The 24,737-nt window shown below is 56.3% G+C and carries 16 protein-coding genes; 5 read left to right on the forward strand and 11 right to left on the reverse strand.

The features are described 5' to 3' along the window. The first annotated feature begins 93 nt into the window (after window positions 1-93). Complete coding sequence (locus tag AC0JZ1_RS09545) at window positions 94-7,014, forward strand: apolipoprotein A-IV repeat region-like domain-containing protein (RefSeq protein ID WP_471882145.1); 6,921 nt, start codon at window positions 94-96, stop codon at window positions 7,012-7,014. 322 nt (window positions 7,015-7,336) lie between these two features. Here the strand turns inward: AC0JZ1_RS09545 and AC0JZ1_RS09550 are convergent, their stop codons facing one another. The 6 genes from AC0JZ1_RS09550 to AC0JZ1_RS09575 all read right to left on the reverse strand — a co-directional run bounded on the left by AC0JZ1_RS09550 (window position 7,337) and on the right by AC0JZ1_RS09575 (window position 13,639). Further along, complete coding sequence (locus tag AC0JZ1_RS09550; protein ID WP_471882146.1) at window positions 7,337-7,972, reverse strand: ABC-type transport auxiliary lipoprotein family protein; 636 nt, start codon at window positions 7,970-7,972, stop codon at window positions 7,337-7,339. Continuing rightward, complete coding sequence (locus AC0JZ1_RS09555; RefSeq protein WP_471882147.1) at window positions 7,972-9,342, reverse strand: MlaD family protein; 1,371 nt, start codon at window positions 9,340-9,342, stop codon at window positions 7,972-7,974. Before AC0JZ1_RS09555 ends, AC0JZ1_RS09550 begins: the two co-directional genes overlap by 1 nt. 6 nt (window positions 9,343-9,348) lie before the next feature. After that, window positions 9,349-10,185 (reverse strand): ABC transporter ATP-binding protein, encoded by an 837-nt coding sequence (locus AC0JZ1_RS09560; RefSeq protein ID WP_471882148.1) that lies wholly within the window; start codon window positions 10,183-10,185, stop codon window positions 9,349-9,351. Between the two features lie 7 nt (window positions 10,186-10,192). After that, a complete protein-coding gene (locus AC0JZ1_RS09565; protein ID WP_471882149.1) occupies window positions 10,193-11,356 on the reverse strand; it encodes an MlaE family lipid ABC transporter permease subunit in 1,164 nt (387 codons plus the stop codon). A 180-nt stretch (window positions 11,357-11,536) separates the two neighbouring features. Then, on the reverse strand, window positions 11,537-12,721 hold the full coding sequence (locus AC0JZ1_RS09570; protein WP_471882150.1) for an MFS transporter: 1,185 nt from the start codon (window positions 12,719-12,721) through the stop codon (window positions 11,537-11,539). A gap of 99 nt (window positions 12,722-12,820) precedes the next feature. After that, window positions 12,821-13,639, reverse strand: a complete 819-nt coding sequence (locus AC0JZ1_RS09575) for a UDP-2,3-diacylglucosamine diphosphatase (protein WP_471882151.1) — start codon at window positions 13,637-13,639, stop codon at window positions 12,821-12,823. 227 nt (window positions 13,640-13,866) lie between these two features. Here AC0JZ1_RS09575 and AC0JZ1_RS09580 point away from each other — a divergent pair, with 227 nt between their 5' ends. Beyond that, window positions 13,867-16,194 carry an NADP-dependent malic enzyme gene (locus AC0JZ1_RS09580; protein WP_471882152.1) on the forward strand — a complete coding sequence of 776 codons (2,328 nt, stop codon included), beginning with the start codon at window positions 13,867-13,869 and terminating at the stop codon, window positions 16,192-16,194. A gap of 94 nt (window positions 16,195-16,288) precedes the next feature. Beyond that, the gene (locus AC0JZ1_RS09585; RefSeq protein WP_471882153.1) at window positions 16,289-16,966 is read left to right on the forward strand and encodes a hypothetical protein; all 678 of its coding nucleotides are present in this window, start codon (window positions 16,289-16,291) and stop codon (window positions 16,964-16,966) included. Here the strand turns inward: AC0JZ1_RS09585 and bluB are convergent. Both bluB and AC0JZ1_RS09595 read right to left on the reverse strand, forming a co-directional pair. Beyond that, window positions 16,935-17,654 (reverse strand): 5,6-dimethylbenzimidazole synthase, encoded by a 720-nt coding sequence (bluB, locus tag AC0JZ1_RS09590; protein WP_471882154.1) that lies wholly within the window; start codon window positions 17,652-17,654, stop codon window positions 16,935-16,937. The two genes, AC0JZ1_RS09585 and bluB, sit on opposite strands and share 32 nt — an antisense overlap. Before the next feature lie 252 nt (window positions 17,655-17,906). Continuing rightward, window positions 17,907-19,280 carry a class II 3-deoxy-7-phosphoheptulonate synthase gene (locus AC0JZ1_RS09595; RefSeq protein WP_471882155.1) on the reverse strand — a complete coding sequence of 458 codons (1,374 nt, stop codon included), beginning with the start codon at window positions 19,278-19,280 and terminating at the stop codon, window positions 17,907-17,909. Between the two features lie 327 nt (window positions 19,281-19,607). Between AC0JZ1_RS09595 and AC0JZ1_RS09600 the strand changes: the two genes are divergently transcribed. Beyond that, a complete protein-coding gene (locus tag AC0JZ1_RS09600; protein WP_471882156.1) occupies window positions 19,608-20,975 on the forward strand; it encodes a TadE/TadG family type IV pilus assembly protein in 1,368 nt (455 codons plus the stop codon). A 36-nt stretch (window positions 20,976-21,011) separates the two neighbouring features. Here the strand turns inward: AC0JZ1_RS09600 and gor are convergent, their stop codons facing one another. The 3 genes from gor to rpiA all read right to left on the reverse strand — a co-directional run bounded on the left by gor (window position 21,012) and on the right by rpiA (window position 23,793). Further along, window positions 21,012-22,403 (reverse strand): glutathione-disulfide reductase, encoded by a 1,392-nt coding sequence (gor, locus tag AC0JZ1_RS09605; protein WP_471882157.1) that lies wholly within the window; start codon window positions 22,401-22,403, stop codon window positions 21,012-21,014. A 117-nt stretch (window positions 22,404-22,520) separates the two neighbouring features. After that, a complete protein-coding gene (locus AC0JZ1_RS09610) occupies window positions 22,521-23,078 on the reverse strand; it encodes a DUF2059 domain-containing protein (protein ID WP_471882158.1) in 558 nt (185 codons plus the stop codon). Between the two features lie 19 nt (window positions 23,079-23,097). Beyond that, complete coding sequence (gene rpiA, locus AC0JZ1_RS09615; protein WP_471882159.1) at window positions 23,098-23,793, reverse strand: ribose-5-phosphate isomerase RpiA; 696 nt, start codon at window positions 23,791-23,793, stop codon at window positions 23,098-23,100. A 239-nt stretch (window positions 23,794-24,032) separates the two neighbouring features. Here rpiA and AC0JZ1_RS09620 point away from each other — a divergent pair, with 239 nt between their 5' ends. Further along, on the forward strand, window positions 24,033-24,677 hold the full coding sequence (locus tag AC0JZ1_RS09620; RefSeq protein ID WP_471883407.1) for an HAD family hydrolase: 645 nt from the start codon (window positions 24,033-24,035) through the stop codon (window positions 24,675-24,677). Window positions 24,678-24,737 lie beyond the last annotated feature (60 nt).

Raw genomic sequence — 24,737 nt, forward strand, 5'->3', positions numbered from 1 at the left:
ACGTTGTGACATCAGGCAGATTGATGGTTTCGCAAGCGGCATCTGAGCGGACACCGCAATCGGCCGGACGAGTGTGTAACGAGGCGTAACCGCATGGCTAAAAATCCACACAGCGAGTCGATCGATGAGACTGCATTCCAAGCTTTGGAAGATGCGTTGAAGATCGATTTCAACGATGAGCCAGAGCCCGCGGCAGCGCCTCGCAAGAAGTCCGTCAAGGCTCCACAGGAGGCGCAGGTGCAGGAAACTCCGCAACAGCGTAGCCAGGCCCCACAGAAACGCACCCGAGCCGCGGAACCACCGCGCACGCCGGCAGACCCTGTTGTGCCAAAATCCCCTTCCCTTGCACCCGCAAATGATAGCGGACGTCGCAATGCATCCTCTATTCTGCGTTCGCTCGAAAGCGGATCGATGCGCGCCGCACTCCGTAATGCATCCATTGTTTCGCTGATCTGGACTGTAGCCGGTCTCGGTCTTGCGCAGCTCCTGCTAGGCGGCTCCCTGTGGAACATCACTTCCGTCGCGGATCTCGTTTCGCGCCCCGGAATTTTTGCCGTCCTCGTTGGCATCGTCGTCCCTGTCATGCTGTTCTTTGCCTTCGCCATCATGATGGCGCGGGCGCAAGATTTGCGAAACGCCGCACGCTCCATGGCAGAAGTGGCTCTTCGCCTTGCGGAACCAGAGACTATTGCGACAGAACGCATTATGTCTGTTGGGCAGGCCGTGCGCCGCGAAGTGTCTGCCATGAATGAAGGCATTGAACGCACGATCGCCCGCGCATCCGAACTGGAAACGCTTGTTCATTCGGAAGTAAGTGCGCTTGAGCGTAGCTACGCCGATAATGAATTGCGCGTGCGCAGCCTGGTTCACGAGCTAGGTTCCGAGCGCGATGCCATCGTTAATCACGCTGAGCGCATCCGTTCATCCATCGTTGGTGCGCATGACCAGTTGAAAGAAGATCTTTCGCTGGCAACAGAGGAAATCGCGGTTCGCCTTGCCACATCTGGCGAGGCTTTCGCATCCATGATCGATACGCGTGCCGCCACCTTGATGGAAACATCCAATGCGGCAGGTGAAGCGCTTGGCACTCTGCTTGCGGCAAAGGCGGATAATCTGGTCGAAGCGTTGTCCGCTACCGGCGTTTCTCTCAGCCACGAATTCGATAGCCGCCTGGAAGCGCTCACAACGACGCTGTCTTCGCGCGGAAAGGAAATTCTCAGCAATTTCGAAACCCGCGCCTCTACGCTCGATGCCAGCACTGAGAAGCTGAATGCCGCCCTGAATGAGCGCACGCGCCAGTTGAACGAAACGCTGCTGGCCCGCACGCGGGAAATCAATGAAACGCTGACCGATGGCGGTCGCAAGGTAGATGAACAGCTCGGCACGGTTCTCACCAAGCTCAACATTTCGCTGGACGACAAGAGCACGAGTTTCCGCCAGAGCCTGCAAAGCGCAGCCGATGACGCCGTCATGGATCTCGATTTGCGCACTGGCTTGTTCGAGGATCGGCTGCAGGCTTCTATCGGACAGCTTAGCGCGACCTTCGACGGTGGTCTGGAACAGTTCACCACAGCTTTCGACCAGCGCTCCGGCACACTGTCCTCCAAGTTGACGGAAAGCCTGTCGCGCATCAGCGAAACGGTGAATGGTGGTTCGGATTCAATCGAAGGCATTCTTTCCACAAGCATAGAGCGCTTGGGCTCAACGCTGACAGATCACTCGCTGTCACTCGCCACAACGCTTGGCACCAGCCAGGAACTGCTGGAATCGACGCTGGAAAGCGGGCAAAGCCAGCTGGGTGATGTGCTGGATAGCCGCACCCGCAAGTTGACTGAGGAGCTTGCCGCACGCAATCGTGCTCTTGGCGATACTTTCGACAGCCGCACGAAAACCCTGGTTGACGATCTGGATGCCCGCAATCGCGGCCTTGCAGAACAATTCGAGAGCCGCACCAGAGAATTTGCAGAAGGTCTGGATAGCCGTAGCGCAGCACTCGCTCAGACGTTGGATTCCCGCCGCGACGCGTTGAATGAAACGCTGGACACTCGCAGCAGCGCCCTCATCAACGACCTTGATGACCGTAGCCTCCAAATTGCTAGCGCGATTGCTGCCCACACAGCGGAACTCAGCGAGAACATCGTTTCTGCACATGAGCGTATCGATTCCGTTCTCTCGGAACGTAGCCGCGCTCTGACCTCCGCACTGGATGAGAGCCGCACGCATTTCGAAGATACGATAACAAGTCGCTCGACCGCCGTTATCGATGCCGTCACATCCAGCCAGGAGCGCTTCACAAGCGCAATCGAAAGCCGCACGAACGCGCTTGAATCCGCAGTTGCAGGCGCACCTGAGCGTATGGCGGGCATTCTCGATGAACGCATCGACGGAATGAGCCGCGTTCTGAGTGAAGGTCACTCCCGCATTGAGGGTGATCTGTCTCGTCGCATGAGCGATATGAGTGAACTTGTTGGTGGTGCAGGCGAACGCATCGCTGACGCACTGGACGAACGCACACTTGCTCTTTCGACAACGCTGTCGCTCGGTGAAGATCGTTTCGGCGATGTCATCAGCGGCCATGTTGAGAGCGCTTCGCGCACCCTCACCGATGCGCATGCACGCATTGAAAATGATCTTGGCCAGCGCGTGGACCAACTCACGAATGTTGTTGGTGGCGCAAGCGAACGCATCGCAGAAACGTTGGACGAGCGCACCCTCGCTCTCTCAACCACGCTCTCTCTCGGTGAAGATCGCTTCGGCGATATTATTAGTGGTCATCTTGAGAGTGCTTCGCGCACCCTTTCCGATGCCCATGACCGCATTGAAAACAACCTCGGCCAGCGCGTCGAACAGCTGACGAATGTCGTTGGTGGCGCAAGCGAACGCATTGCCGAGACACTGGATGACCGCACACTTGCCCTCTCCACGACGCTTGCCCTTGGTGAGGATCGCTTTGCTGATGTGATCAACAGTCATCTCGATACCGCGTCTCGCACCTTGTCTGATGCACATGCGCGCATCGAAACGGATTTCGGCCAGCGTGTGGACCAATTGACGAGTGTCGTCGGGGGCGCGAGCGAACGCATCGCCGTTGCTCTGGATGATCGCACTTTGGCGCTTTCGACTTCACTTTCGCTATCGGAAGACCGGCTCACCTCGGTCTTGGAAACGCAGGCGGAAGCCATTGCGCGCACTCTGGCGCAAGGCAACCAGCGTATCGACGCCGATCTCGGCAATCGCGCAGAACAATTGAGCCAGATCGTCAGCGGAGCGGGCGAACGTATCGGCGAGGCGCTGGACGATCGCGCCATGGCGCTCAGCACGACTTTCGCCTTGAACGAAGACCGTCTGTCGATGCTGTTTGAAGAAAAGGCAGCCTCCCTGATGTCCACTGCCGAGCAGGCAGATGGCCGCATCGAGCAAAGCTTCACGGCACGTACCGATGCGATCCGTGCGGCCTATGAGGATAATCAGCGCCTTCTCGATCGCACCTTGGCAGAACGGAATGAGCAGATTGCCCAGACGCTAAGCACCGGCTCTGAACAATTGGATCGTACCGTTGGCAATGCAGCCGACCGCATTCAAGGAGCGTTCGACAACGGCACTTCCCGCTTTGAGCAGAGCATCGATCTTGGAGCAGCACGAGTTGAAAACGCGCTGGTCGGCGGTCAGGAGCGAATTGCAGACGTTGTTGGCAGCGCTGCCGATCAAATCGCACAAACTGTCGATCAGGGTTACGACCGCCTGCGGATCACGCTTGATGAACGCAGTGAAATGATTGCGTCTACGCTCACGGATGCGCAGTCGAACCTTGGCGAACTCTTCTTCGATCAGGCAACATCGATTGGCGCGACCATTGCCACAAGCGCAAGCATGTTGGAGATGTCGATCGAGAGCCAGAGCGAGACCCTGCGCGGCGTCATCGACACCGCCAGCAACGATCTGGAAGGCCGCCTGCGCAATACTGCTGGCGAAATTGCCGGTCGCCTTGGCGACGCAGCAAGAGAAATCAACCAATCCGCCGATGCTTTCTCAAGCCGGGTGGAGCAAACGGTTGGCGGCGTATCGACCGCACTTGATCAAACAGGCCAGCGTATCGAAAGCACATTCAGTGGGTTGGAGGACCGTATTCGGACCCAGATCGACACTGTTTCCAACACGGTAGAACATGCTGGACGGGACCTTTCCGAACGCCTGGGCGAACGCACGGTCGAGCTTCAGCGCGTCAGCTCGGAAAGCCTGGAGCGTCTGTCTGAAACAGTAGCCAAGGGCGCGAGCGATTTCGAACGTGTCAGCACCGAAGCCAACGAACGCATCACAGGTGCATTTGATAGCGGCACCTCGCGCGTTGATGAGCGCCTTTCCACCATGGAACGCGCAATTGGCATCGGCCTGGAAAATGTGAGCAGGACCATCGAAGGTAAAGCATCCTCGTTGGCTACCTCGCTGCGTGATGCCGTGGGCAATGCTGCACGGGAGTTCGATACCGAGGCTATGCGCTCTGCGGAAGCACTCAGCAAGGCAGGCGCCCAGTTCTCGGAAGATCTTGGCAACCGCAATGAAGAATTTGCCCGTGCTCTGGAAGCACGGTCTACCGAGATTGCCGGACGTATTGGCGAAACGCAGAACCGTCTTGCCGGCCAGGCCGCGGCTGTTGCCCAAGCCTTCTCAGAGGCTGGCAATTCCATTGCCAACAAGATGGCCGAAGCGGGTGGACTTGTTGAAAAACAGGTTGGCTCTCTGACGGAGACGCTTGGCTCTGCCGAGCAGCGGCTTGATGCACGGGCCGACGCTATTCGGTCACGCCTTGCAGAAACCACGAGCGAGATCAATCAGGCTGTAGAAGCGGTAGACAAGGCCCTCGAAGCGCGTGGCGAAGCCATCCGCACGAGCCTCGATAACCGCTCACGCGATCTCAACTCCATGCTGGCATCACGGTCTGCGGAACTCTCTCGCCTTATCGAGGAACACGCTCGTCCGCTCGTCAACCAGTATTCCGAGGTTGGTCGGACAGCGGCGGAACGGCTGGCCGCAGCGGCGGAAGAAAGCGCCGGGCGCGTCTCTGCCGCAGCAGAGCAGCACGCCCAGCGTCTGCGGCAGGAAAACACCTCAATTGTCGAGGCTCTCACCGCCCGTACCAATGAAACACTCGCCGCGATCACGGAGCGCACCCAGCAGGCCGCGGGCACCCTTCGCAACGTCGAGCAAGGTTTGGTTCGCAATGCGACCGACATCATCAATCGCCTGGAAAACAGCAATTCCGGCATAACTACCCTGATCGAACATGCTGCGCGCGAAATCGGCGTCACAATCGATGCGGCAACCGAGCGTCTGACAGCTGCCGACAGCAAGCTGGATGCAGCAGCAGCACGCTTCACCGAAAGCACGACCAATGCTGCGGATATGGTGGCGGGCTCCAGCCGTCTGCTGGATAGCAATGTGGAGCGGCTCGGCAATATCTCGGGCAATACGCTCAGCCAGGTTGGCAGCATCGTAAGCCGCTTTGACGATTATACGAAGGTTCTGGATCAGGCGGCGAGCCTGCTCGGCGCTGCACAGTCCAACCTCTCCAGCACACTGGTAGAGCGTCAGGATGCGCTTCGCGCGCTCTCCGCTGGCCTCGTCAAGCGTTCCGAAGAGATCGAAGCCAACATGCGCAACATTTCAGCGGTTGTTGAGGGTGCGATCCAGCGCGTGGAAGAGCGTTCGTCCGAAGTGGGCGGCGTCATCCATCAGAACCTCCAGGGTTCGTTCACAGACCTCAACCGCTCTCTCGATGAGGCGCAAAAGCAGGCCAGCCAAACGGCGGAGGGCATGCGTAATGTGCTTGGATCTGCCAGCCAGCAGGCAACGCAGGCGATCGAGGCAACCCTCAGCGAAGCCGAGAAGCGTTCCAATGCCTTGGCAGAGCGTATGCGCGGCAGCATCTCCGGTTCACTTTCCGATGTCGAGCGTCAGTTGGCAGATGCGGCTGGCAAATCCGATCAGGCAGCAGAACATCTGCGGGAATCCGTGCGCAAGGCAGTGGAAGAGGCGCTTCAGCGCTTCTCCGGTGCAACGGATGAGATTCGCAAGGCTTCGAGCGAAATTCGCCGCGAACTGGATGATACTCGCAGTGAATTGAAGCGTGGCGCGTTCGATCTGCCGGAAGAGGCCAAGGAAAGCGCCGCTGCGATGCGCCGCGCCGTTTCCGAACAGATCAAGGCGTTGCAGGACATTTCGGCACTGGTCGGACGTTCCAGCCAAACGCTCGAAGTCTCCCGTCCTGCCCCGGCAGCACCAGTGTCTCGCGCTCCTGCACCGGAACAGAGCTATGTCACGCCTGCGCCCCAGCCAGCGCCAGTTCAGGCAGCCGTGCAGGCTCGTCCACAACCAGCGCCCGTTGCACCCCAGGTTCAGCGTCCAGCACAGCCCGCGATTAGCCAATCCGCGGATCGAAACGCAAATTTCGCGAGCGGCTTGCGTGGCAGCCTGCCACTGGACCGTAACGTGACAAGCCCTCGCCAGCAGGATGCTGCGCCTCAGCGCAACGAAACTGGCGGCTGGATCAGCGATCTGTTGCGCGGGGCATCCCGTGAAGATGCACCAAGTGACCAGGCTACTGCTCGTCAACCGGCGCAACGCCCGGCAGAACAGCAGGTTCGCAATGGCGATAACCGCAATCCCCGCCACATGGTCGAATCACTGAATTCGCTGTCGGTGGATATTGCTCGCGCCATCGATCACGATGCTTCTGTCGATCTGTGGCGTCGCTATCAGCGCGGCGAGCGCGACGTGTTCACGCGTCGCCTCTACACACTGAAGGGACAGCAAACCTTTGACGATATCCAGAGCAAGTACCAACGCGAGCCGGAATTCCGCACAGCGGTTGACCGTTACATTGCGGACTTCGAGAAGCTGCTGGCCGACGTTGCCCGCACAGACAAGGATCGCAGCGTTACACAGAGCTACCTGACCTCTGATACTGGTAAGGTCTATACAATGCTGGCGCATGCCGCGGGGCGCTTTAATAGCTAAAGCTTGTTGCTTTCCGTAGATGTAAAAGCGGTCGCCCACGGCGGCCGCTTTTTTGTCGGGACCATTCCAGAACATTTCCGGTCGAGACCGGTCATTTAAGCTGGCCTGAGAAGTTTGTGCGCAGTCCAGATCCGACACGCCTGACACACTCTTGGCTGAACACGCACTTTGTCAAAGCCCTTGCGGTTACACGCCCCAGCTAACACATCACAGCAGCAAGGCCGGCCAGTCACCAGCGAGCACACATCCGCGCCAAATTCGAGCAATAAAAAAGGAGGTGCCAAGGCACCTCCCTGAAAGTAGTCGATGAGCCGAGCAGTGCTTAGATGGAACGCAGTGTCCAATCCACGATCTCAGCACCGACCTTCGCGAAGGCACGATTGAGCGCTGCGATAAATTTAGCATTACCTTCACCGCTCACCGGAACGGAGGCTGCAAAGACCGATTGAGCCCGTACGGAACCGTTGCGGTCATTGAGTATCTTCACGGAGATTTCAACCTTGGCCGTGCGTGGTCCAGAGCTATCAATCTCGAACGACCGAATTTCAGTGACGACCTGATAGTCAATTGCCAGGCCCTGCCCCGGCTTGCCAACCCCGCCCAGCTTGCCTGTGTTTTCAAACGCCTGGACCAGCTTGGATTGAACCATGCGCGGCAGGCGATCGCCCCAGCGGGAATCGGCCAGATACTGGAATTCCGAAGGCGAAACACGCACCAATACCTGCTCGCTGTCGAGCGATTTCAATGCAGTTGGCTCAGGCACCAGGATCTGCCGGTTCTTGGCAGACTGCCCTTGCGCCGACGGTGTAATGGACAGATCGAATGTATCGTTGGTTGCTTTCGATCCACATCCCGCCAGTAATAGTGCGGTCAGAGGCAAAACGAACAGGGCTTTCGAAATGGGAAACGCAGGAACCTTGTGCACGTCAGCCTCTTGCTTGTTTGAGAATCGCGTCATCAGCGCCGTGTCCTGCCATCATATTCCTTCACCGTCTCGCCGCCAAAGATAAGGCGTTGAGGGTTCTGGTCAAAGTTGCTGATTGTCTCATTGAGGTTTTCCACCGTGCGGCGTGTATCTCCAATGAGTGTCTGAACGTCCTTGAGGCCGGTATTGGAGAAACGTGCCAGATTATCGGCAATCGGTCCAATACGAGAATTGAGGTTATCAGCCGTTGCACGAATGGATTGTAGTGTCTTTTGCGCTTCGGCAAACAGGCCCTTGGAATCATCGCCGCTGACCATCGTATCCACCTTCGCAAGGATCGTATCGACCCGCGTAGACGCCTGGTTCAGCTTCTGCGCCAGCTCCGTAAAGTCGCCGATAGCCTTGTTGATCTCATCACGCCGGTCAGCCACGCCATCGACCACTTCCCTTGCCGAAGCCAGCGCGCTGCGGGCATCCTGCGTGGCCGAAGTGATGTTATCGACCGCGCTATTCACCTTTTTCGGATCAACGGAAGCAAGGAGCGCGTCAGCCCGCTTCAGAACGGATTGTGCCTCAGTGCTTGCCTGATTAAATCCGGCGGCAGCATCGCGAACTTCCACCATGATGCTGTCGATCTTGTCAGAAGACTTGGCGACATTGCCAGTCACGGTTTCTGCATTGGCCAGAATATTGTTGATCTTGTCGGGGTCGATGGCCCTCACGAGGCCTTCCGCAGCAACAAGGGTCGAATCCAGGCGCTCTGAGACGCGGTTGAATGTACCAGACAAGGCCGAGAGGCTGCGAAGGAAGTCATCAATCGCGCCGGAATTTGCACTGAGTGCGCCCGTAAAGGCTTCCGCATGCTGGATTGTCCGCGTCAGCGGTCCGCGAGCATCCGTCACAAATCCCTGAATTTGGCCAATGGCATCGTCTGCGCGTTGAAGAATCTTGTCCGCCGTCGCAAGAAGGTTGGTCACGCTTGATTGATCGGCGATCAGGACGGCAGGCTTGCCTGTATCCTGTGCTTTTTGCAGCAGGTTCTCTTCACCTGTCCGGCCACCGGAAAGTTCGATATAGGCAGCACCCGTCAGGCCCTGCACTTCCAGAACAGCTTTGGTGGAGGGATAGACAGGTGCCGTCGTCTGCACTTCCGTGAAGGCGATAGAGTAACGCGGATCTTCCGGGTCGATATTCAGGTTACGAACCGATCCGACTGGAATGCCATTGAAGCGCACCGCAGAGCCGACGGAAAGACCATTGGCAGAACCGGGAATGCGAATGGCGAGCTCAGCCATCGGCCCGCTTCGGCCATATTGTGCCATCCAGTAAACAAAACCGAAGGCAGCAGCCACCACAAGCAGGGTGAAGAAGCCGACGAGTGCATAATTGGCTTTGGTTTCCATAGGCTTTTACTTTCCTGGCACTTTTTCGTTCATGCCATAATCCGTCGTAACGGACCGAGCGCGTTTACCGCGAAAATAGGATTGAACCCACTCATCGTCGCAGGCCAGCATGTCATCCAGCGTGCCCTCCACCAGCACACGTTTTTGGCCGAGGACCGCAATGCGGTCGCAGACGGAAAACAGGCTGTCGAGATCGTGAGTCACCATATAGACCGTCAGCCCCAGCGTATCGCGCAGACGGGCGATCAACATATCGAATTCGGCAGCGCCGATTGGATCGAGACCGGAGGTCGGTTCATCAAGAAACACCAGATCCGGGTCCAGCGCCAGCGCACGCGCCAGTGCCGCACGCTTGATCATGCCACCTGAGAGCTCTGAAGGATATTTGTCTGCCGCATCGGCAGCCAAGCCAACCATCTCGATCTTCAAATAGGCAAGCTCGTCCATCAATTCCTGCGGCAAGTCGAGATATTCGCGCATCGGCAGCTGAATATTCTCCTTCACCGTCAGCGAAGAGAATAGCGCACCATGCTGGAACAGCACGCCCATGCGCATATCCAGCCCCATGCGGGTCTGAATATCGGCATTCTCATAGTCCACGCCCAGAATATGAATGGAGCCGGAACGGTGCGGCAGCAGCCGAAGGACCGTACGCATCAGGACAGATTTGCCCGTTCCCGACGCCCCGACAAACCCCAGAATTTCGCCGCGATAGACGTCGAGGTTCAGCCGATCCAGAACAATCTTCTCACCGAAGGTCACCGTCAGATCGCGCACGGAAAGGATCACTCGGTCATCGTCCGGATGCTCCTTTTCAATTGTTTCTGCGTCATGAAGAGCCATGCGGTTCCTAGAAGTCGATCGAAGAGTAAAAAATGGCAAAGACGGCATCCATCAGGATCACCACGAAGATGGATTTCACCACAGATGCTGTCACATGCGTGCCGAGTGATTCGGCACTACCGCCTACTTTCATGCCCTCTACCGCAGAGACAATACCAATGGCGAGCGCCATGAAGGGCGCCTTGATCATTCCCGATGCAACGGAGGAATAATCCACTGCTTCGTGCAGACGAGAAAGGAAGGTTTGGAAGGTGATGCCTGAATAGACGAAGCTGATAATGGCGGCGCCATAAAGCGCCGAGAAATTGGCGATGATCGTCAACAGCGGCAGAGCAATCGTCAACGCCACCAGACGTGGAAACACCAGCACTCCGACAGGGTTCAGGCCGATGACCGTAAGGGCGTCGATCTCCTCGCGCATTTTCATGGAGCCGATTTCGGCGGTGATGGCACTGCCGGAACGACCCGCAATCATGATGGCCGTCAGAAGGACGCCAATTTCACGAAGCTGTAGAATTCCCACCAAATCGACGACGAAGAGTTCAGCACCAAAATATCGAAGCTGAAACGCGCCCTGCTGGGCGATGATCGCACCGATCAGGAACGACATCAGAACGATAATAGGAACAGCGCGCACGCCCATTCTGTCGATATGCGTAACGACTGAGGCAGGCGAAACGCCAGCGCCTTTGCCACCCTTCAGCTGTGCGCCGCCGACGGCTGAGCCAAGAATGTGCATGGCAGCCCATGCGTCCTGTCCCAAGCCCCAAACGGCGCGCCCAACAGGCTCGAAAATGCGCTGAAACAGGGTGCGCTTGTCCAAAACCGGCTTAGGCTTTTCGGGGCCTTTCTCCGGCATGGCATCAATAAGATCAGCCAGCGTCTGGCGCGCACCCGTTAGCTCTACATCCCGGCCTTCAGCTTGCTTGGCGCTGATCAACCGGCGAATCAGCCAGGCACCCGAAGTGTCGACTGTATGAACATCCGACACATCTATCTCAAGCTTTCCCTGGCCGGACTTTTGCTCCGCAGCCATAAGGTCCTTCAAGACATGGCTGATGGCGCGGTTCCGCCAATCGCCGGAAAGCACGTAACGCTCAACATTTTCAGCCGAGGAGGTCATCTCGAGGGTCGCTGGCCGTTCATCGGCCGACTGCGGCTTTGATTGCATTTATGTGCTGCTCGAATGCGCTTGCGGGAGGTCAATTCAATCTTTGCGCAATATAACCGTCACCCCACAAATTGCCATGGCATCTGCAGAGGAATTACGCCTGCCGTCACATCAAAGTCACAGCCAGCGTTGTGCATTAATCCGCGAAGTGTCGAATAAACATCGGCAATTCGTGCCTGCTTATACTGTCCAGGGTCTACGCTTTACGTGCACACTCACAATCAAGCCCACCAGAGCGAGTGCAGCCATAAGAAAATAACCATATTGACCCAGGGCATGGAAGATCGCGCCTGATAATAAGGTGGAAGCCGCGAGAAAAGCCCCGTTATAGAAGAAGAATCGGCCTTGAATGGAGGATTCCCGGCTTTCATGCACCACTTCCACGATCTTCTGTTGCATGCCAAAATGCAGGAAAGCAAAGCTAAATGCATGGCTGCACTGGAGAATCAGCGAGGCTTCAAAGCCTAGAGGAAGCGCGAACAGGCACCAGCGCACCACTGCCACCGTTGATCCAATCAGGATCATGTTGAGCGGAGACACCCGTGCCGCGAGCCTTCCGGCAGTGAAGAAAAAAAGGATTTCGGCCAGCACACCAGCGGACCAAAGCAAGCCTATCTGCGAGCCGGTAAAACCTACACTTTCCCAGTAGATGCCGGAAAATGCGTAATACATTCCATGAGTGGATTGCGTTACCGTACAACCGATCATCAGCAGGTTAAGGCTCGATCGCATGGGAAGTGTGGAGCGCGCAGCGGCGGCTTTTGGCATGGCGTTGGCCTTGCCGAGACGTGGCGCGAAGAAGGCGGATGCCAAGGCGAAGGCAAACACGAACACCGTTGCGAATGGAACGACGCTACCGCCAAACCGGGCGATCAACGCGCCCGCTGAAAGCGTGATGACCACGAAGCCGATAGAGCCCCAGACGCGGATGGAGCCATAGCGATGGCCCCAGCGCCGCACGCCCATCACGGCAATCGATTCGAGAATTGGTATGAAGGGTGCAAAGGCTGCCCCTTGTAGACCGAAGACAATGGCAACCGCCCAGAAACTCCGGGTCCACAACAATGCAATGGCTGCAATAAGAGCAATCAGCGCCGCCCCCATCAAAATGTGGGATCGCTCGCTCAGCCTATCAGCCCATAGACCAACGGCTGGCGCCGTGATCACGCGCATGATGATAGGTAATGTCAGAATAATGCCGATTTCGAAATCACTCAGCGCTAGCGACTTCAGCCACACAGGAAAGAAGGGCAGCAGAATGCCGTTCACGCCGAGGGCCGCTGCATAGGCCACTGCGCAACGAACTGCGAAAAGATGAGGCGAAGAGGGATGCGAAGACTGGGCCACAGAGGCTCCGGCGATCATGTGAGACTAGACCGCCTGTATAGACGCATCTGTTAGATAATCACAGCCTGCGCTTGATCTTATCAGTACGGTATACGGTAATTCCGAGATCGTTTCCTGTTAGGCCGCTCGCATGTCCTCTGCGGTTCCCGTGGCACGAAGCATGGGCATTACCTCAGCCGTCGCACCGATTTTCTGCCAGGAAATCAATTCAAAGCTTCCGTCCATATGCTCGGCAATAGCCGTGCAGCTTTCCACCCAATCACCGGTATTGATGTAGCGAATGCCTTGAATATCCTCCATGGTCGCATGGTGTATGTGACCGCAGATCACGCCATCGACATGGTTGCGCCGAGCCTCTTCCACGACGACGTTCTGAAACTCGCCGATAAAGTTGACAGCCTGCTTCACCTGTAGCTTCGCCCAGGCCGAGAAGGACCAATAGGGTAGATTGAGTTTACGGCGAATGGCGGCCAGCACGACATTGATGGCGATGGCAGCATCATAAGCCCAATCGCCGAGATATGCGAGCAGACGGATATTGCGCACCACGACGTCGAATTCATCGCCGTGTAGAACGAGGTAACGCTTTCCATCGGCTGCTTCGTGAATCATGCGCTCAGCCACCTCGATCCCACCGAAGTGAACGCCAGGGAAAGAACGGAGAAATTCATCGTGGTTGCCGGGAATATAGATGATCCGCGTGCCCTTGCGTGCCTTGCGCAGCAGCTTTTGAACAACATCATTGCAGCCCTGCGGCCAGTACCAGTTTCGCTTCAAGCGCCAACCATCGACAACATCTCCCACCAAAACGATGGTATCCGCCTCATGGTATCGCAGGAAATCGAGCAGAAAATCCGTCCGCGCCGCCTTGGAGCCTAGATGGATATCCGAAATGAAGAGAGTTCTGAAATGCCTGTTTTCCGGTGCAGCAGTCACGAACATCCCCTTTCGTCACAACATCCTCTTAACCAGTGGAATAATCAGACTCGTTTATCAGGAAGATGACAGCTGCTGTGATTATCACGCCGAGTTAGATGTAACAGGGGCTCCCGAACCTTCTAATCTGAGCCAGGCGAACGCGAACCCTACAAATCGGTACTGTTCCATCGCGCGGATTGATGTAAGACAGCCCAAAGCAAAAAAGACCGTAAAGGAGTTTGGCGATGGAGCAGCAGGGTAAGGATCTTCCCGGAAAAGCAGCCCCGAATGCGGATCTGGATGAACAGGCACTGTTTTTCCATCGATATCCGCGTCCTGGCAAGCTGGAGATTCAGGCCACTAAGCCACTTGGCAACCAGCGCGACCTCGCGCTTGCCTACTCTCCAGGTGTTGCGGCTCCCTGCCTCGCGATTCGCGACAATCCGGAAACTGCTGCGGATTACACCGCCCGCGCCAATCTCGTCGCCGTAGTCTCCAACGGTTCGGCAGTGCTTGGCCTTGGCAATATCGGCCCGCTGGCATCCAAGCCGGTAATGGAAGGCAAGGCGGTTCTGTTCAAGAAGTTCGCCGCCATCGATGTGTTCGATATCGAAATCGCCGGTGAAACGGTTGAGAGCATGGTTTCCACCGTCGCGGCTCTGGAGCCCACCTTCGGCGGCATCAACCTTGAGGACATCAAGGCGCCGGAGTGTTTTGAGGTCGAGCGCCAGTTGCGCGAGAAGATGAACATTCCGGTCTTCCACGACGACCAGCACGGAACGGCCATCATCGTTGCAGCTGCAATTCTCAATGGCTTGGAACTTGCGGGCAAGAAGATTGAAGAGGTGAAGATCGTCACCTCCGGCGCTGGTGCTGCCGCACTCGCCTGTCTCAATCTGCTCGTCTCCCTTGGTGCCAAGCGTGAGAACATCTGGGTGCATGATATTGAGGGCCTCGTTTACGATGGCCGCAATGTCCTCATGGACCCATGGAAGGAAATCTACGCTCAGAAGAGCGAAAAGCGTGCGCTGGCTGAAAGCATTGGCGGCGCTGATGTCTTCCTTGGCCTCTCGGCAGCTGGTGTTTTGAAGCCGGAATTGCTGGAACAGATGGCCGAGAAGCCGCTGATCATGGCACTTGCCAACCCGACGCCGGAGATCATGCCCGAGCTTGCCCGTGCGGCGCGCCCGGATGCCATGATCTGCACAGGTCGCTCCGACTTCCCCAACCAGGTGAACAACGTTCTCTGCTTCCCATACATCTTCCGTGGCGCGCTGGATTGCGGCGCAACCACCATCAACGAAGAAATGAAGATGGCAGCGGTGAAAGCCATTGCTGGCCTCGCACGGGAAGAGATTTCAGATGTCGCAGCCCGCGCCTATGTGGATGAGACGCCGGTTTTCGGCCCCAACTACCTCATCCCCTCGCCGTTCGATCCACGCCTGATCCTGCGCATTGCTCCGGCCGTTGCGAAGGCTGCAGCGGAAACCGGCGTAGCATCGCGCCCGATCGAGGATTTCGATCAGTATCTTGATCAGTTGAACCGCTTCGTCTGGCGCTCCGGCTTTGTCATGAAGCCGATTTTTACCAGCGCCAAGCAAGCCGAGAAGAAGCGCGTTATTTTCGCGGAAGGTGAAGACGAGCGCGTTCTACGCGCCGCACAGGTGCTTCTGGAGGAGAAGACAGGCGTGCCGATCCTCATTGGCCGCCCCTCGGTCATCGAGGCGCGTCTCAAGCGCTTTGGCATTCGCATCCGTCCCGATATTGATTTTCAGGTGGTGAACCCGGAAGACGATCCGCGCTACCGCGATTATGTCGATGATTATTTTGCCCTGGTTGGTCGTGCGGGCATCAACCCCGAAGCAGCGCGTACCATTGTGCGTACCAATAACACGGTCATCGGCGCACTCTCCGTCAAGCGTGGCGAAGCTGATGCACTGATCTGTGGTGTTGAAGGCCGGTTCGACAGACATTTGAAGGATGTGCGCCAGATCATTGGTATGCGTCCCGGCGTTGGTGCCTTCTCCAGCTTGAGCCTCCTTATCACGCAGAACGGGCCCGTCTTCTTCACGGATACGTTCGTGAACGATAATCCGACGCATGAAGAGATCGCCGAGATCACTATTCTGGCTGCGCAGGAAATCCATCGCTTTGGCATCACGCCAAAGGCTGCCCTGCTCTCGCACTCGAATTTCGGGTCGCGCAAGTCGGAAAGCGCCAGCAAGATGCGGGCTGCACTGGAACTCATTCGTGAACGCGCGCCGCATCTCGAAGTTGATGGAGAAATGCAGGCAGGTTCTGCACTGTCTGAAACCTTGCGCAAACGCGCCATGCCAAACAGTGCCCTGTCAGGTGAAGCCAATCTTCTTGTCTTCCCTAACCTGGATGCAGCCAATATTTCCCTTGGCATCGTTCGCACAATGATGGACGCACTGCACGTAGGCCCAATCCTCCTGGGTGCGGCACAACCGGCTCACATCCTGTCCACCTCCGTCACCTCACGTGGCGTGGTAAACATGGCGGCCATCGCTGTCGTAGAAGCTGCCCATAGTGAAGTGGAACCACTGGCTTAAGAAGGACAAGCTTCACGCAGGTCAGTTATGGAATTATCAACCCGGGAGGATCATCATCCTTCCGGGTTTATTTATAAAAGGAATCGGCTGCGCGATGGCCTTCAAGAAGCTTCTCGTTCCAATGCTCTTGCTGCTTCCCGCGGTTGCCTCTGCTGCGGATAATGCGGCGCGTTGCATGGCGCTCGGCAAGGAAATCGCCTCCACGCCACAAATCATCGGCAGCACAAGCACTGTTAACGCCCATGCTCAGGCCCTATCGGATGTGACAGGAGAAATGCGGCGGCTTCGCTCGGACATGCAAAGAATGCGGTGCGGCACGAGCAGTATCGTCATTCTCGGCGCTAACGATCCGTGCCAGGAGCTTCAACAGCGTATGCTCGATGCGGATCGCGACCGCCAAGCCATTCTCGCGTCTCGCACTGAACAGGGCAAATTGGTCGGATCTCTCGGGCGCAATGAAGAAGCACTTCGGGAAGAGATGCGACGCCTTCGCTGTGGCGAGATTGATTACACCAATGTGCCCGCTTCAATCACGCCACTCGAACCGGGAGAAGTCAGCCTTCCGAAAGAGCCAACCAAAACGCTCCCACCCACGGGAAATTCCGTAATTCAATTCGGTCAGGCCCGCGGCTCTGTACCGGCGGATATGACACCGAAGCCACCCGAACGTGTTTGGGAGCCAAATAAGCCGGTGCGTATGGTTGGCCCGCAGTTCTTTCCAGATGATGAAGACAGAGACGTCAGCCGTCCTGGCGTTCAGCCGGGTCGCTAAACCGATCCACCCACCGCTCTTCGCAAATCAAATCGTCCAGATCCAGCCTTTGCCGCCAGCCCTTCACGGCCAGCTCCGGCTCGGCATAAAGCTCCGATACGTAGCCCAAGCAAAGCCAGGCGACGATCTCAATGCGCTCCGGAATACCAAGCAGCGACCGCACATCCCTATCGTGGAAGATACTGACCCAACCCACGCCGACACCTTCCGCTCTCGCCGCAAGCCATAGGTTCTGCACGGCGCAAACGGTGGAGTAAACATCCATTTTCGGGTTGTGTGTCCGCCCCAGCACCACAGGGCCGGCCCGGTCTGGATCGCATGTGACGACGATTGAAAGCGGCGCCTTACGTATACCCTCAAGTTTCAGGCTTTGATAAAGCTTCTGCTTGTCATCCTGAAACAGCGCCGCCGCTTCCGCATTGGCTTTGGAGAAAGCCTCCCATGCTTTTTGTCGGGTTTGAGGGTTGCGCACGAGGATAAAACTCCACGGCTGCATGAACCCCACCGAGGGAGCAGCGTGAGCCGCTTTCAGCAACCGCCGCACGAGGTCATCCGGCAAGGGATCGTTCAAGAACTGGTCGCGCACGTCGCGTCGTGTTTGTATGGCTTGATAGACCCCGTTGCGCGCAGCAGTCTCAAAAGGTGTAGCAGTAACAAGTTCACGCTCGGAGAGCGGCTTGGATGACATTGCTGTTACCCCCTAATGCCGAAACGGACCGAATGCGCACAACATTCCATGATTGAATATGTGTGGCGCACTCGCCCTTTAACGAACGATTAAGTTTGTCTATCTAGATTTATGAGTGTTCGAAGATATACGATTTGACGGATTGATAGGCTTTCTTCCGCATCAATCAGTTGCGAAATCACAGCATGCCCTGAGAATAAAAAAGGCCGGTTCCCCCCACCGGCCTTTTCATTTTCAACCTACCTGAAGGGCTTAGCTGTTTACCGCAAGGCGCTTTTCTTCCCGGCCAGTCTTCATGCGCTCTGCCAGCAGGAAAGCCAGCTCAAGTGCCTGATCGGCATTCAAACGCGGGTCGCAATGGGTGTGGTAGCGGTCTTGCAGATCGCCTGCTGAAACGGCTCGTGCACCGCCGGTGCACTCCGTCACGTCATTGCCCGTCATTTCAACATGGATACCGCCCGGATGCGAACCTTCTGCGCGGTGGATCTGGAAGAAGCTTTCCACTTCCGACAGAACACGATCAAATGGGCGCGTCTTGTAGTTATTGAGCGTGATCGTGTTGCCGTGCATTGGATCACAAGACCATACAACCTTGCGGCCCTCACGCTCGACAGCGCGAATGAGACGCGGCAGATGATCGGCAACCTTATCGTAGCCGAAGCGGCAGATCAAAGTCAGGCGACCCGCTTCATTGGCCGGGTTCAAGATATCGATCAGCTCGAGCAAGCCATCCGCCGTCATGGATGGGCCGCACTTCAGACCAATCGGGTTCTTGATACCGCGGCAGAATTCCACATGCGCATGGTCAGGCTGACGGGTACGGTCGCCGATCCAGATCATATGACCGGAGGTCGCGTACCAATCGCCAGAGGTGGAATCGACACGCGTCAGCGCCTCTTCATAGCCCAGGAGCAGCGCTTCGTGGCTGGTGAAGAAATCTGTTTCGCGCAGGCTCGGGTGGTTTTCCGAGGTGATTCCAATGGCCTTCATGAAGTCCATGGTTTCGGAAATACGATCCGCAAGCTTCCGGTAACGCTCGCCCTGGGGGCTGTCCTTCACAAATCCCAGCATCCACTGATGCACATTGTCCAGGTTGGCATAGCCACCCATGGCAAAGGCGCGCAGCAGGTTAAGCGTTGCAGCCGACTGGCGATAGGCCTGTAGCTGGCGGTGCGGATTAGGAATGCGCGCGTCGGGCGTGAATTCGATGCCGTTGATGATGTCGCCGCGGTAGGATGGGAGCTCAACCTCGCCCTGCTTCTCGATGTTGGAGGAGCGTGGCTTGGCGAACTGGCCAGCGATACGGCCAACTTTCACGACCGGCTGCTGCGCGCCAAAGGTCAAAACAACGGCCATCTGCAGGAACGCGCGGAAGAAGTCCCGGATCGTATCGGCCCCATGCTCCAGGAAGCTTTCAGCGCAATCGCCACCCTGCAACAGGAAGCCATTGCCTTCCGCAACACTGGCGAGAGACTTCTTCAGGCGACGTGCTTCACCGGCAAACACCAGCGGCGGAAAGGTTGCGAGTTGCTGCTCGGTTGCCTTTAGCGCGCCAACATCCGGATAATCCGGAACCTGCTGGATCGGTTTGTGCCGCCATGAGTTCGGGGTCCAGTTTTCTGCCATTGTCGTCCGTCCTGTTGTGCCGGCCCTGCCCGGGCGCAAGTCAAGTCGGCGGCTTATAAACCTTTGTCTGCACCTTGCATAGAGCCGTTAACAACTGGTTCTTGTTAAAGACAAATACAATTTCACTTTCTAATATTTGGGCCAGCCACGGGAAAAAATACCCTAAAAGCAACTCTGGATAATCGTATATCCTTATGTTACGATGTATATAGATTGAATAATACATGCCGTTTTTAGCAATTATCAACCAATTTTGTTCCGTAAATTCTAAGCATCTTGTCCTATAGCATGTCATTCACTGTGAAACCGAATGAGTACGTGTGGGCCATGCTTAACTTTAACGGCAAGTCATTTTCGGGCCGGATTGGATTTCGGCCATTTCAGAAATTTATCCGCAACGATGCCGGAAATTTCGGCGTTCTCAGTGCGTTTATCATGGTTCCGTTGATCGGCGCCGCAGGTCTTGCGGTCGATTTCGGCGTTGCTCTGGATCAAAAACAGGCGCTGATGAGCGCTGCGGATGCCGCAGCCTTGGGTGCACTGGCAGAAAAATCCTCCGCTGTAGCACAGGCTATGAGCATGGCGCAGGACGGCGAGATCAAGATCGGCAATGAAGATGCCACGAGATTGTTTCGCTCTCAGCTTCCACCAGATCTTTCAAGCAAACTTGGCGCTGTTAGCGTTAGCATTGAGCGTAAAGGCACAGCTCTTACCTCGAAGGTAGCGTTTGAAGCCTCTATTCCAACCAGTTTCCTGCGTATTTTAGGCAAGGATGCCTTTCCTGTCTCAGGCAAGGCCACAGCGAACTATCAAACCAATGCTTTCATTGATTTCTACATGCTGTTGGACAACACGCCCTCCATGGGGCTTGCGGCAACATATGCAGATATTGAAAAATTGAAGGCGAGATCTTCTGCACTGTTACGCCAGAAGCATAAGGCTCCCAATGGTTGCGCTTTTGCCTGCCACGCAACCCTTGAAGATTACGCCTACGAAAACACCTTGGGAGACGCGAGAAAGGCGGGGATTAAGTTACGGATCGACGTGGTCAAAAGCGCCACGCAGGCCCTCGCAAAAGATGTTGACGACTACCGATTGGTATCCAATCAGTACCAGATGGCTCTCTATTCCTTTGGGACGAAAGCAGATGATGTTCGGCTGACAGAGATTGAGAGCCTCACCACCGATATGCAGAGCCTCAGCAAGTCGGTTGACGCGCTCGATCTCATGTCCACACCGAACAACAACTACAATAACAATCAGTTGACTGACTTTGGAAGCACATTCTCAGCTCTGAAAAGCAAAATTGGCAAAGCCGGCGGAGGCACCAGCGCCGCAGATCGCCAGAAGATCGTTTTCCTTGTATCTGATGGCGTAACAGATGCTGCCAAGGCGGACTGTTCTCAACCGCTGAAAGATGGAACGCGCTGCATGGAGGAGATCGACTTGGATGATTGCAACGCGCTGAAGAAAGACGGCATAAAAATAGCCGTGGTCTATACAACTTACCTGCAAATGCCGGACGATAACTTCTGGAATGCCCGCATCAAGGCTTTCGATCCCAAAATCTCGCCTGCGATGCAGGCCTGCGCAACGCCGGGTTACTTCATTGAGGCATCGCCTGCTCAGGATCTGACCTCTGCCATGCAGACCCTGTTCCGCAAGCTGCTGAGCGCGCCGCGCTTGACGGGCTGAAATTGAAGAGGGAGGCTTGAACCTCCCTCGCCCATATCAGTCAATGCGTTCCCCGCCCTTCACGCGGTAGCTTGGCTTGTACATCGTCACCAGTTCTTCGGCAGCCGTTGGGTGAACGGCCATGGTGCGATCGAAATCATCCTTGGTTACGCCAGCCTTCAGTGAAATGCCCAGAAGCTGCGCCATTTCGCCTGCATCGTGGCCAAGCACATGGGCACCGATCACCTTGCGGTCTGCGGCGTTCACAATCAGCTTCATGATCATCTTTTCGGCTCGACCGGAAAGCGTCGCCTTCATCGGCCGGAATTCGGCGCGATAGATTTCGATTTCATCGAATTTCTTGCAGGCTTCTTCCTCAGATAGCCCGACGGTGCCGATTTCCGGCTGAGAGAACACAGCGGTTGCTATGAGGTCATGATCCGGCGCCGTCGGATTGTTCTTATATTCCGTTTCAATGAAGCACATGGCTTCATGAATGGCCACCGGCGTTAGCTGCACCCGATCCGTCACGTCACCCAGCGCGAAAATATGCGGAACATTGGTGCGGGAATAAGCATCAACAATCACTGCGCCGCGCTCGTTCATTTCAACACCGGCCGCCTCAAGCCCCAGCCCTTGCGTGTTCGGGTCGCGGCCAAGTGCCAGCATGATCTGGTCAGCAACCAGTGTCGCACCCGCCTTTGTGCGTGCGCTCAAGCCCCCGGCTGGCGATTGCGTCACTTCCTCGATGATGTCGGTGAGAATGATACGGATACCTTTTTCCACCATGGCCTTGTGAAGGCCCTGACGCATGTCGCTATCGAAGCGAGACAGAATTTCCTGGCCGCGATAGATCAGCGTCGTATCGACACCCAGACCGTGGAAGATGTTGGCAAATTCCACAGCGATATAACCGCCACCCGCAATCAGGATCGATTTTGGAAGTTCGCCCAAATGGAAGGCTTCGTTCGAGGTGATGCAGAATTCTGAACCGGGCAGAGAAGCATGTGGGTTGGCCGTGCCGCCGGTCGCGATAATGATGCGATCTGCCGTCACCAACCTGTCGGTCTTCACCAGCCGAATTGTATGGGCATCCACCAGTTCCGCACGCGTTTCAAGAAGCTCGGCGCCCGCATTTTCCAGGCCCCGCCGGTAAAGACCTTCAAGCCGGTCTATCTCGCGGTCCTTGGCAGCGATCAGAGCCTTCCAGTCGAATTGGCTTTCGCCAACCGTCCAGCCATAACCTGCCGCATCTTCAAAATGCTCGTGATATTGCGAGGCGTAGACGAACAGCTTCTTCGGCACGCAGCCGCGAATAACACAGGTGCCGCCGTAGCGATATTCCTCTGCAATCGCGACTTTCTTGCCCAAACCTGCCGCAAGTCGTGCAGAGCGAACGCCGCCCGAACCGCCTCCAATGACAAACAGGTCATAATCATAGGCAGTCATGGGCTTCTCCTTCAGGCGGTGATTCAGTTCTGTATCGAATGGCATATAGGTGTGACGGCAGCAAAAAGAAAAGCCCGGACGAGCCGGGCTTTCTGAAGCAGGCGGATCAGCAGAGGCTCAAGGCTTGGCTGGCTGGCCGTCAACCTGCGCCTGCGGTGCCTTCACCTTGTTGGCGTCCATCACAGTGCGCAACTTGGCAGAGCTGTTGGCAGTCAAGTCACGGGAAACGCCATTGGCCCAGATTTCAGCCGCACGAACCGTTTCGCGCTGAACAAGCGGCAAAGTCTGGAGATACTTCTTGCCGACCGGCGAGGAATAGAAGGCTGCAATCTGCTTCAGCTCGTCCTGGGTAAAGGACTTGGCGAAGGTGGTTGCGACTTCCTTTTCCAGGTCTGCACGACGCGGAGCAAGAGCCAAGGCTTCCGCATCGACCGTCTTGGAAATCTGATCCTGATAGTTTGGCGAAGCAACAGTGTACTCGCTCTTCAGGCGCTCAGCCAGGTTCGGCAAAATGTTGTCGAAACGATCCGTGGCGTTCAGCGATGCAATGGCATCTTTCGCAGCCTTCAGGTGATCGGCAGAAACTTCCTGCGCGCTGGCTGGAGCAGCAAAGGCGGCGCCCGAAAGAAGAATGGCAAGCGCCGCAGCACGGCCAAGAACCGCATGTCTGATCATTTTTTCGATGCTCCTGTCTTTATTTCGCTTGCAGCGTCCGCGCGCCTGCCGGTCCGGCAATGATCGCGAAAGACGCCATGTTGATGAATAAACCGTGCTCAACAACGCCCGGTATGGAATTTAGTTGGATGGCCAATGCCTCTGCATCAGGAATACGGCCAAAAAATGCGTCGAAAATGTAATGGCCGCCATCCGTCGTGAATGGGCCGTCACCAGATTTGCGCAGCTTGATTTCGCCCGAAAGGCCAAGCTTTGCCGCAAGCTTTTCAACGGCAATACGCGTCGTGGTCAGTCCGAAGGGGTTCACCTCGATTGGCAACGGAAACTTGCCAAGAGTTTCAACAACCTTGGTCTCGTCGGCAATTACAATCATGCGCGTCGAAGCAGACGCAACGATCTTTTCGCGAAGCAGCGCGCCACCGCCACCCTTTACCAGGCGCAGGGCTCCATCCACCTCATCGGCACCATCAATGGTGAGATCGAGTTCAGGCAGTTCGTCGAGCGATTTAAGCGGAACGCCGAGTTCCAGGCAAAGCCTTGCGGTGCGCTCGGATGTCGGAACACCCTCTACTTTCAGCCCGGCAGCCACTTTTTCCGCCAGCAGCCGCACAAACTCTTCAGCTGTCGAACCAGTGCCAATGCCCAAACGCATACCCTGTTCAACATGTTGAAGTGCAGCTTCTGCTGCCTTGATCTTCATTTCCCGGGCGTCCATCCGCCACAAGCTCCCCGTCTGTTTCGCCGTGTGCTGTTTACACGCCTCGCTTCGCAAACAAAAGTCCCCGTTATGCTTTCCTGCCGGTCAATCGAATGCTGCATGATAAACGTCAATCGTCGGGCACTTCAAACCCGCGTTGCCAAGGCAGCATTCGCCGCATAGGTTCGTTTCGCTTTCACAACAAAAAGGCTCAAACCTTGACTGCACCTCTTGTTATATTCGATCTCGATGGCACCATGATCGACACCGCGCCGGACCTGATCGACAGCCTGAACTACACCATTGCTGCACACAATCTTGAGCCGGTCACCTTTGAAGACCTCACGCATCTGGTAGGCCAGGGCGCGCGCGTCATGATCCGCCGTGCCTGTAACCTGCGCAATTATCCTCTCGATGATTCGCAGGCCGAAACCCTGTTTGAAAGGTTTTTGGAACATTATGGCGCGCACATGCCGGGCAAGAGCCGCGCTTACGATGGCTTCCTGGCCTGCCTCGACAGGCTGGACACCGCTAGTTTTTCCGCCGCCGTCTGCACCAATAAAACAGAAGGCCTTGCCCTGCCGCTTCTGGAAAAACTGTCGCTATCCGATCGCTTCGCGGCCATCACCGGCGGCGATACTTTCGCCGTTCGAAAGCCTGATGCGGACCATATATTGGGAACCATCGAGCGCGCGGGCGGGCTTCGTGAAAACAGCATCATGATTGGCGATAGCATCAATGATATTCTCGCGGCGCAAAACGCTGCCATCCCCTCCATCGGCGTTACCTTCGGCTATTCCGATGTTCCGGTTCAGGAGCTCAAACCGAACCATGTGATCAGCCATTTCGATGAACTGACGGCGGAACTGGTTCTGGATCTTCTTGATCGAGCTAAGCGCTAACGGCTCAAAAAACGCGTGAAAAAAACCGCCGGAAACTGGATTTCCGGCGGTTTTCCTATT

This window comes from Affinirhizobium capsici (assembly GCF_977018625.1).

Bases quoted from the DNA above. Each gene is read 5' to 3' on its own strand.
- gor (WP_471882157.1), bottom strand. From the start codon at position 22,403: ATGACTGCCTATGATTATGACCTGTTTGTCATTGGAGGCGGTTCGGGC.
- AC0JZ1_RS09555 (WP_471882147.1), bottom strand. From the start codon at position 9,342: ATGGAAACCAAAGCCAATTATGCACTCGTCGGCTTCTTCACCCTGCTT.
- AC0JZ1_RS09570 (WP_471882150.1), bottom strand. From the start codon at position 12,721: ATGATCGCCGGAGCCTCTGTGGCCCAGTCTTCGCATCCCTCTTCGCCT.
- rpiA (WP_471882159.1), bottom strand. From the start codon at position 23,793: ATGGACGCCCGGGAAATGAAGATCAAGGCAGCAGAAGCTGCACTTCAA.
- AC0JZ1_RS09610 (WP_471882158.1), bottom strand. From the start codon at position 23,078: ATGATCAGACATGCGGTTCTTGGCCGTGCTGCGGCGCTTGCCATTCTT.
- bluB (WP_471882154.1), bottom strand. From the start codon at position 17,654: ATGTCATCCAAGCCGCTCTCCGAGCGTGAACTTGTTACTGCTACACCT.
- AC0JZ1_RS09600 (WP_471882156.1), top strand. From the start codon at position 19,608: ATGCTTAACTTTAACGGCAAGTCATTTTCGGGCCGGATTGGATTTCGG.
- AC0JZ1_RS09560 (WP_471882148.1), bottom strand. From the start codon at position 10,185: ATGGCTCTTCATGACGCAGAAACAATTGAAAAGGAGCATCCGGACGAT.
- AC0JZ1_RS09595 (WP_471882155.1), bottom strand. From the start codon at position 19,280: ATGGCAGAAAACTGGACCCCGAACTCATGGCGGCACAAACCGATCCAG.
- AC0JZ1_RS09585 (WP_471882153.1), top strand. From the start codon at position 16,289: ATGGCCTTCAAGAAGCTTCTCGTTCCAATGCTCTTGCTGCTTCCCGCG.
- AC0JZ1_RS09550 (WP_471882146.1), bottom strand. From the start codon at position 7,972: ATGACGCGATTCTCAAACAAGCAAGAGGCTGACGTGCACAAGGTTCCT.
- AC0JZ1_RS09545 (WP_471882145.1), top strand. From the start codon at position 94: ATGGCTAAAAATCCACACAGCGAGTCGATCGATGAGACTGCATTCCAA.
- AC0JZ1_RS09620 (WP_471883407.1), top strand. From the start codon at position 24,033: ATGATCGACACCGCGCCGGACCTGATCGACAGCCTGAACTACACCATT.
- AC0JZ1_RS09565 (WP_471882149.1), bottom strand. From the start codon at position 11,356: ATGCAATCAAAGCCGCAGTCGGCCGATGAACGGCCAGCGACCCTCGAG.
- AC0JZ1_RS09580 (WP_471882152.1), top strand. From the start codon at position 13,867: ATGGAGCAGCAGGGTAAGGATCTTCCCGGAAAAGCAGCCCCGAATGCG.